Genomic DNA, 6,071 nt, shown 5'->3' with positions numbered 1-6,071 from the left:
CAGTTAGCGTGCTTCGTCACAGTCACCCGCTGTAGCCAAGCGGGACTGTTAGGCCAACTATCGATTCCATGGGCCAACTACAGATTCCGGCCTCACCCGCTGCACCGACACGATCGGGGCAGAGCAGACCGAAAGGCGCTTGAAATCGAAAAGTCCGCCTTCGACCCGGGCTCGCCGGGAACCGCCTGGCTTGATCGGACGACTCGAACAGCGGCAGGATCTCCAACCCGGGCACCGTTCCCAACGAAGCATCAACTCCTGTGTAAAACATAGTCATTGACGCTGTCATGCGACGTGACGGCGCCGGGTCGCGCCGCGCTCACCTTCCAGGACGAGGAGCTCTACGAATGATCGACTTCGAGGTGCTGACGGCTTCCGCCCGCCGCGAGGGAATCGAACGCTTCGGGGTCGGCGTCGTGGTCCGCGACCGCTCGGGCCGGGTCCTGCTGATCCGGCGGGCAGCCCACGACGACCTGCCCGGTCTCTGGGAGTACCCGGGCGGCGGCCGGGAGGGCGACGACGACATCGAGGCCAGCGCGGCGCGCGAACTCGCCGAGGAGACCGGCCTCACGGGCCTGCAGCTGGAGTACGCGCGCACTCTGGACTACACCAACCACAACGGCCGCCTCGTCAGGCAGTTCGTGTTCACTGCCGTCGTCGCGGACGGCACGGTCGTGGTCCTGTCCGACGACCACGACGGCCAGCAGTGGGCCCGGCCCGAGGCCCTGCCGCGCACCGGCGACGGGCAGCGCCAGGTCATCACCTGGCTGGCCGAGCACCTCGCCGCCCCCGGCTGGCGGCCCGTCGGCGGCCACCTCACCACCATCGCCCGACCCGCCACCTACGGCTCCTTCCTCGTCACCGACCCCGCCGGCCGGATCCTCGGGATGCGCTCGGCCACCGACCCGGCCGTCTGGGACTTCCCCGGAGGGATGGTCGAGCACGGCGAGTCCCCGTTCGACGCCGCGGTGCGCGAGGCCCGCGAGGAACTGGGCCTGGACCTGGCCGCAGAGAACCCGCAGCTGCTCCGCCGCCGCCTGGTCGCCGTGATCCACACCCAGGCCGACGCCGGCTACCCGGTGCCGGTGGTGGGCCACGTCTTCGACGGCGGCACTCTGACCACCGAGCAGCAGGCCCGGATCCGGCTCGATCCGGCCGAGCACACCGAGTTCCGGTTCGAGACGGCCCACGACTGGCGCCACCACATGGAACTGGACCACTACCAGCGACTGCGGCAGGTCCTGCGCGCCCACCGGTGCGGACGCACGCTCTACCTGGAGCGCCCCGCCCCGCACAGCGACGACTTCGAGGGCGTCCTGGCCCTGGTCACCGATCCGAACGGCCGGCTGCTGATGCACCTGCGCGACACCGGCCCCGGCCCCTGGCCCGGCTACTGGACCCCGCCCGGAGGCTGGCGCGAGGGCGACGAGAGCGCCGAGGAGGCCGCGGTGCGCGAGGTTCGCGAGGAGGCCGGGATCGAGATCACCGGGCTGCGCGCCCTCCCCGACCCACACTCCGACCACGGCCTCCCGCTCACCCGCGTCCTGCACGCCAGCTGGAACGGCCCCGAGAAGGACCTCCAGCTCGGCAACGAGGGCCAGGCCGTCCGCATGGTCCCCCTGGCCGAAGTCCTAGGCCTCCACGTCCCGCCCTACCTGCAGCACTACCTCCCGCTGCTCACCAGCAGCCGGCCCGAAGGAGCCCACCCGTGAACGCCGCACCGACCGTCACCCGCCAGCCGGCCGTTCCCCAGCCGTGGAAGCGCCACGGCAGCACCACCTTGCTGGACACCGGCTCCTACCTGATCCACCGCGACACGGTGACCCAGCCCGACGGCACCGAAGCGGCCTTCGAGTTCCACCAGGCCCGGGTCGACGGGGCGGTGACGGTCGCGATGGACGAGCAGGGCCGGATCGCCATGGTCCGCTACCGCTCCTACGTCCACGGCGAGGTCCTCACCCCGCCCGGCGGGAAGCTGGACCCGGGCGAGGAGCCGCTGCAGGGAGCCCGCCGCGAGCTCAAGGAGGAGTCCGGCATCACGGCCGGCGAGTGGAGCCCGCTCGGCCGGATCGCGCTGATGACCAAGTCCACTGCCTATCTGCACATGTTCCTCGCCCGGGATCTGACGGTCGGTGAGCAGGAGCTGACCAGCACCGAGACGGGCATGACCGTGGAGTGGTGGCCGCTCGAGGAGGCGGTGGCCGCGGCGATGGATGGCCGGCTCCTGCTGTCCGGGGCCGTGGTGTCGGTTCTGATGGCCGCCCAGGCCATGGGTGCAGCGGGGCGCGCGTGAGCGCCCAACCGGCGGACCCTCCGCCTCACTCGACCGGCCCGAACCGAACCGGAGCCAAGGACTTGTCCCTCTTCCCCGGTGGGGGCCAGCGCCTACCGCGCCTTCCGGCCCGGCCTGCCCGAGGACGCCGCCACACTCCTGACCGACACCGTCTGCGGCACGCCCCACCCGATGCTGCTCGACCTGGGCACCGGCACCGGGCAGGTCCCCGCCGCCGTCCACGGGGCCTTCACGCGGATCGACATCGTCGAGCCCGACCAGGGGATGATCGATGAGGCGATCGCGGTGCTGCGGGCGCTGGCGGAGTTCAGCCCCGAGAGCACCTTCGACGAGCTCGTACGCACCGAGGCGATCATCGCCACCCGGCCCAGCTAACCGACGGATCCCAGCATGCAGAAGCGAAGCCCAGCGCTGCTACTTTCCGGCCGCCGTCGGCCAGACGGCCAGAGCCCAAGGAGACAGCAGTGACCATCCACATAGAGCCGTCGGCATTCGGCCCAGTCAAGGCCGTCGCCGCCGAACACGTCGTTGCCCACTGGCTCAGCGAGAAGGGCGGCGAGCCCACCCTCTACGGCGGACGGCGCAAGGGCCACGACATCGTCGACGGCGGCTGGCTCATCGATGCCAAGCTCCTGGTGCCAGCGTCAGCGAGCGAGATCTCCCGAATCCCCGGCTGCACCCATAAGCTCCGTCGAGACCTGTGGAAGCCGTTCGATCCGGACCGCACCACACACATCATGCTCGTGGAGTTCCCGCTGGACTGGACTGCGGAGAGCACCACGTCCTTCGCCCAAACAACGATCACCATCCGGCACGAGGACGTCCACCTCTACCTCGTCGAAGTCGCCGAGTTCAACGAGATCCTGCTCGAAGGGCGCGAGGAAGCCGAGGCCGAGAAGTGGGCCTTCATCCACCTCGACGACGTCTGGCTCAAGGAGCACCGCGTCCTGTGACTACCTCGTCCGGGAGGGCAATTGCCAGCCCTCCCGGACCACACAGCGGAGGCACGGTTGTTAGTTCAGAGAAACTGGATGGATCAGGAAGAGGCTCTGCGGCTGCTCGACGGGTCACCGCACCGGACGCTGCCGTCGCGGTCATGGGCGAGGGCAGCCTGTGGACCGCCCGCGACCTGTATGGACTGACCATACGATGACCGCATGACGCTCTACTTCGATGCGGCGGCAGTCCTGTTCGAGGCCTACCCCTGCTACACGGGCCGGTGGGAGGACCTCTTCTGGCTTAACGTGCCGGGGCCGGTGTACGGCGGCGAGACGGACAGCTGCGGGACCGGGCGGCTCCATGCGCCCCGTCATGTCCTTTACGGTGACGACTGCTTCGGCGAGTACGTCTACCGCCAGCCGCGAACGGCAGACGAGGTCAAGGACGTGCTCCTCGCCATCGAAGAGGAGCCGTGGGGTGGCTACAACTGTGACGGCGACCAGCGGTGGACCCCGCAACTGGTCCGGGAGTGGTGGCGCGACCGCGGGCGAGTCCTCGAGTACCTGAGGGGCCAGTCGCAAGCGTGGGAACGCATCGACGCATGGATGCCCAGACAGCGCACCGTGGAGGGTGTCCGCGACTTCGCGGCCTACATTGGAGGCGGCACGAACTCCGGGAGCCTGGAGAACGACCTCCGGGTCTACCTCTACTGGCTGGAGGAGCATCGCTCTCCCGCACCGGGCGACGTACTGCCCGATCTGGCTCTGGCACGGGCTCCGCGCCTTCCGCTGTGATCTTCATGATCCGGTGCGGGCTGGCCCAGCCTGTACCAGATACAGTCCGGTTGGGCCGCACCGATCTCAATGCGGTTCTCGGACAAGAAGGTGTCCCGGTCGATGGCGGCCCGCTGGGGTCCGGTGGGTGAGGGGCCGCGTCGGAGGCCGGCGAGTGCGAGGGGCGTGATGGCGCGCACCGCCCACGCGATCAGGGGGTGACATCGCAGGACTGGACCCAGCTGGCGAGCGGGTGATCGCCCGGTGCCGGTGGAGGACTTCGAGATCGGCTACCCCGATCACCCGCCACCCCAGCGATGCCTCGATGGGGTCGGACCTGCCGATGCGGCCGCGCTCGACCCGGTCGGTCTCCACCACTGTCTGGCCGGTCCGGCGGGCGGCACGGGTGAAGCCGGAGCCATAGGAGGAGGTTCCCTCCACCCCGATGGCGGTCACGGTGCCGTGGGCGGTCAGGAACGCGACCACGGCGGTGTAGCCGGCGGCGGTGGTGGGGACCTCGGCGTCGGCGACGTGGCCGCCACGGTCGGTGATCACCGCAAGGTGGATGGTGTCAGCGTGGGAGTCCACGCCGCCGAACATCGTCTGACCCATGGCGCCCCGGCCGGCGGGCAGCCCAGCAGGGCGTCAGTCTGCGGATCCACGACTACCGGAGACCCAGTGACGGCTATCAGTGTCGGTGGCGGCCTGTGGGGTGCGCAGCGGCCCCGAGAAGGTCACCGTGGGCTCCGGGCTGGTGCGGTCCCGGGCCCGCTCGGGGGTTCGGGACCGGGCCGCCCCTCTACGGTGCCGGTATCGGTCCCGGGTGGCGCGCGGGGTTACTCCGTGACGGCATCGGCCGCCGGGGTGGTGTGTACGGCGGCTGCGGCCACTGGTGAGCAGCGGGGCTGCTGTGGGAGGCGGCGGTGCGACGGTGGGGAAGGTAGCTACGGGTGTGCAGGGCGGGGTTGGTCGGTGCTGGGGACGTGGTGGCCGTTGAGGAGGCGGGAGAGGCCGGCTTGGCTGATGCCGATGGCCGGGGCGAGGGTGCGTTGCTGGATGCCGTCCTGGAGGAGTGTGCGGACGAGGTCGAGGAGTTGGTGGCCGGTGAGGTCGCGCAGTTTCTGGGTTTCGTCTGGGGTGAGGGGGCGTTGTTCGGTGGCGGCTTTGAGTGCGCGGGCTGTGGCGTTGGCCGATCGCTCGGCGTGCTGGCATTCCTTGGAGCGGCAGGTCTTGAGGTTGTAGCCGCCGGGCAGGGGGCACCATTGGGCGCCGCAGTGCGGGCAGGTACGGACCTTCGCCTGACGGGCGGTGCGGCCGTTGGCTCGGGATTGCTGTGCGCGTCCGAGGCGGACCTGGGCAGAGAAGTTGGAGAGGTCGCGTGCCGCGGCTGCGGCGGCGGGATCTCTGGCGTCTTCGAAGCGGTTCCAGGCGGGCGTGCCGATGCGGGAGCGAGAGAGCTCGGACCGGGTATCGCGCAGGTCGGCCGAGATGAGGGCCAGTCCTCGGGCGAGGCCGTGTGCTTCGCGGTACTGGGCTGCGGACATGCCGTGGGCCCGGTTGACGTGGAAGGCGAGTCCCTTCAGCCGGCGGCCGCACTCGTGGCACAGGACGGTGGAGCCGTCGTCGTCGAAGATGCCGTACTGGCCGTGGCCGTCGATTTGGCCGATGCGGGCGACCTGCGGGTCGACGAGGGGTTTACCGGCAGCTTTGCGTCTGTAGCAGCGCAGGCAGAGCCCGGTGACCACAGCACGGCGCTGTCCGCAGCCGTCGCAGATCCGCTTCCCGGTCATGGTGAGAACCGTAGAGCACGGCTACGACACCCATGGTGACTTTCGATAACAGCCCTACCGTCACCAACCACTCCGGCGAGCCTTCCGAACCGCCGTTTCCACGTGTACGCGAGGGGCCCGCGCCCCGCCGGCAGAGTGGGTGGCTGAGGTCTCGGGTGGTTCTTGAAGGCCGCGGGACTTCAATGGACGGTGTTCGACGGGCGGCTCCCACCGCACACCCGCCGAACACCCGCACCCCGAAGTACGACTACGCGCCCCAAAGCACTACACGCCCGA

7 protein-coding genes are annotated in these 6,071 nt (G+C 69.9%); 5 read left to right on the top strand and 2 right to left on the bottom strand.

Annotated features, from left to right (window positions below; translation table 11 throughout):
- Positions 1-347 precede the first annotated feature (347 nt).
- From ACIOGZ_RS41335 to ACIOGZ_RS41315, 5 genes are all read left to right on the top strand, one after another.
- On the top strand, positions 348-1,712 hold the full coding sequence (locus ACIOGZ_RS41335) for an NUDIX hydrolase (RefSeq protein WP_363632912.1): 1,365 nt from the start codon (positions 348-350) through the stop codon (positions 1,710-1,712).
- Positions 1,709-2,293, top strand: a complete 585-nt coding sequence (locus tag ACIOGZ_RS41330; protein WP_363632913.1) for an NUDIX hydrolase — start codon at positions 1,709-1,711, stop codon at positions 2,291-2,293. Before ACIOGZ_RS41335 ends, ACIOGZ_RS41330 begins: the two co-directional genes overlap by 4 nt.
- 78 nt (positions 2,294-2,371) lie before the next feature.
- Entirely contained in the window at positions 2,372-2,668 is a 297-nt protein-coding gene (locus ACIOGZ_RS41325; RefSeq protein ID WP_400989793.1) for a hypothetical protein, read from the top strand.
- An 89-nt stretch (positions 2,669-2,757) separates the two neighbouring features.
- A complete protein-coding gene (locus ACIOGZ_RS41320) occupies positions 2,758-3,246 on the top strand; it encodes a hypothetical protein (protein ID WP_363632917.1) in 489 nt (162 codons plus the stop codon).
- A 204-nt stretch (positions 3,247-3,450) separates the two neighbouring features.
- A complete protein-coding gene (locus tag ACIOGZ_RS41315) occupies positions 3,451-4,026 on the top strand; it encodes a ferredoxin (protein WP_363632918.1) in 576 nt (191 codons plus the stop codon).
- Positions 4,027-4,092: 66 nt separating this feature from the next.
- On the opposite strand, the gene ACIOGZ_RS41310 is transcribed toward ACIOGZ_RS41315, so the two are convergent.
- Both ACIOGZ_RS41310 and ACIOGZ_RS41305 read right to left on the bottom strand, forming a co-directional pair.
- Complete coding sequence (locus ACIOGZ_RS41310) at positions 4,093-4,617, bottom strand: transposase (RefSeq protein WP_363632920.1); 525 nt, start codon at positions 4,615-4,617, stop codon at positions 4,093-4,095.
- A 332-nt stretch (positions 4,618-4,949) separates the two neighbouring features.
- Positions 4,950-5,795, bottom strand: coding sequence for a MucR family transcriptional regulator (locus ACIOGZ_RS41305; protein ID WP_400989788.1), 846 nt, complete (start codon positions 5,793-5,795; stop codon positions 4,950-4,952).
- Positions 5,796-6,071: the final 276 nt, after the last annotated feature.

The organism is Kitasatospora sp. NPDC088160 (assembly GCF_044741445.1).
Lineage (GTDB): Bacteria > Actinomycetota > Actinomycetes > Streptomycetales > Streptomycetaceae > Kitasatospora.
Note: the sequence above shows the minus strand (reverse complement) of the source record. Positions and strands in the feature narration are given on the sequence as shown.

What these genes read in the sequence shown, in the direction of transcription:
- ACIOGZ_RS41305 (WP_400989788.1), bottom strand. Translation starts at nt 5,795, where the DNA reads ATGACCGGGAAGCGGATCTGCGACGGCTGCGGACAGCGCCGTGCTGTG.
- ACIOGZ_RS41315 (WP_363632918.1), top strand. Translation starts at nt 3,451, where the DNA reads ATGACGCTCTACTTCGATGCGGCGGCAGTCCTGTTCGAGGCCTACCCC.
- ACIOGZ_RS41310 (WP_363632920.1), bottom strand. Translation starts at nt 4,617, where the DNA reads ATGGGTCAGACGATGTTCGGCGGCGTGGACTCCCACGCTGACACCATC.
- ACIOGZ_RS41335 (WP_363632912.1), top strand. Translation starts at nt 348, where the DNA reads ATGATCGACTTCGAGGTGCTGACGGCTTCCGCCCGCCGCGAGGGAATC.